Source organism: Candidatus Nitrosotalea sp. FS, from assembly GCF_011319475.1.
GTDB lineage: Archaea > Thermoproteota > Nitrososphaeria > Nitrososphaerales > Nitrosopumilaceae > Nitrosotalea.
In genome coordinates this window covers 1-1,377 of the sequence record NZ_RCMC01000136.1, presented here as the reverse complement: position 1 = coordinate 1,377, position 1,377 = coordinate 1, and the positions used below count along the sequence as shown (strand labels likewise).

Annotated in this window: 3 protein-coding genes and 1 pseudogene; 1 reads left to right on the top strand and 3 read right to left on the bottom strand. The window is 37.2% G+C overall.

Going from position 1 to position 1,377, the window contains the following annotated elements; translation table 11 throughout:
- Together DYY66_RS14165 and DYY66_RS14160 are read right to left on the bottom strand one after the other, a co-directional pair.
- A pseudogene (locus tag DYY66_RS14165) lies at positions 1 to 411 on the bottom strand (triose-phosphate isomerase); the annotation flags it as partial.
- A 1-nt stretch (position 412) separates the two neighbouring features.
- Positions 413 to 653 (bottom strand): triose-phosphate isomerase (locus DYY66_RS14160; protein ID WP_255496105.1); only part of this gene is annotated, 241 nt, incomplete at its 3' end.
- Between the two features lie 204 nt (positions 654 to 857).
- Between DYY66_RS14160 and DYY66_RS04785 the strand changes: the two genes are divergently transcribed.
- Positions 858 to 1,157 carry a hypothetical protein gene (locus DYY66_RS04785; protein WP_166286668.1) on the top strand — a complete coding sequence of 100 codons (300 nt, stop codon included), beginning with the start codon at positions 858 to 860 and terminating at the stop codon, positions 1,155 to 1,157.
- Here the strand turns inward: DYY66_RS04785 and DYY66_RS04780 are convergent, their stop codons facing one another.
- Positions 1,158 to 1,325, bottom strand: coding sequence for a 50S ribosomal protein L40e (locus DYY66_RS04780; RefSeq protein WP_148693668.1), 168 nt, complete (start codon positions 1,323 to 1,325; stop codon positions 1,158 to 1,160).
- Positions 1,326 to 1,377: the final 52 nt, after the last annotated feature.

Sequence of the window (1,377 nt, the reverse complement as noted above, 5' to 3'; positions counted from 1 at the left end):
ATTCCTTTTGCACCAAGCTCTAATGCGCGTGATACATCTTCTCCTGAAATGATTCCTGCACCACACAACAACTGGGTGGAGTTGTTTGCTTTCTTTACCGCTTTGACTGCATCTATTATTATTTCTGGTTTTTCTTTGGATACTGCCTTTCCACTACCTATTAGCTCAGGTGGCTCTATTGCTATGTAATCTGGATTGAGTTTTGAATACTGCCATGCCTCGCTTACATCCTGTACGCAGACAACTGATGTCATTTTCAGCTCTCGTAGTCTGATTACCATTTCTTCGATTTCATTTGGTGGTATTCTGTGTTCGCTGTGATTTATGAGGGACCCTTCGACTCTGGATTTTTTTACAATCTCTGGTACGACAAAACCTGTCGTACTGCCTATCTTTGAATTGTCAAGATGCNCTCTGGATTTTTTTACAATCTCTGGTACGACAAAACCTGTTGTGCTGCCAACCTTTGAATTGTCAAGATGTTGTGCAAATACATCTGAAGAAACTCTGGTCATCTCTGACATCATGTGTTGTGGAGGACAGACTACAATTCTTACTCTGTGTTTTTTTGCAATCTTTGCTGCACTCTTTGCCAAACGGGCAGATTTTGTACCTGCTATCTCATCATAGTTTTTAAAATTGATAATAAACAAATTATCTTCAGGAAAATCTTACAGTCACCCATATATCAAGAGATCTTGGAAAATTCTTATACTGATTCTAAATTTGGTAATTTGTGACCCTTTCAGAAAGTTCACTTGTTTTACTGAATCACCTAGCGTCCATTGATTGTAGNAGTTACCCATATATCAAGAGATCTTGGAAAATTCTTATACCGATTCTAAATTGGGTACTTTGTGACCCTTTCAGAAAGTTCACTTGCTTTACTGAATCACCTTACGTCCATTGATTGTAATGGAACACTTGGTAGCGAACAAGATGATCTTATTAGAGAGACATTCAAAAAAATTCTATCAAGTGGGAATGCTTACAAAATAGATGACATTGAACAATGGCTTGATTCTAACCATGTAACAAATCCTGTTGTTGCTGAAAGAATTCTAAATGTCGCACATTATCAAAAAGCAAAACATGATGCTAACAACCCGTTAAAAATGGCACATGATGATAGTTGTGGATGCGGCGGAGATTGTTAATTACTTTTTAATTCCAAGTGTTCTGTTCTTTAATCTGAGGTAAACATTGTGGCATTTACGACATCTTGATGCACTAATTGGATTTTTTGCACCACATGAGAAACAGACTTTAAAGTGAAGTCTAGCTTTCTGGGCTATTGATTTTTTTAGTGGATCAGTTATCGGCATTTTCTATTTCTCCAATTTCCTACTATTTGATTCTACCTTTTCCAAGCTTTCC

Bases quoted from the DNA above. Each gene is read 5' to 3' on its own strand.
- DYY66_RS04780 (WP_148693668.1), bottom strand. From the start codon at position 1,325: ATGCCGATAACTGATCCACTAAAAAAATCAATAGCCCAGAAAGCTAGA.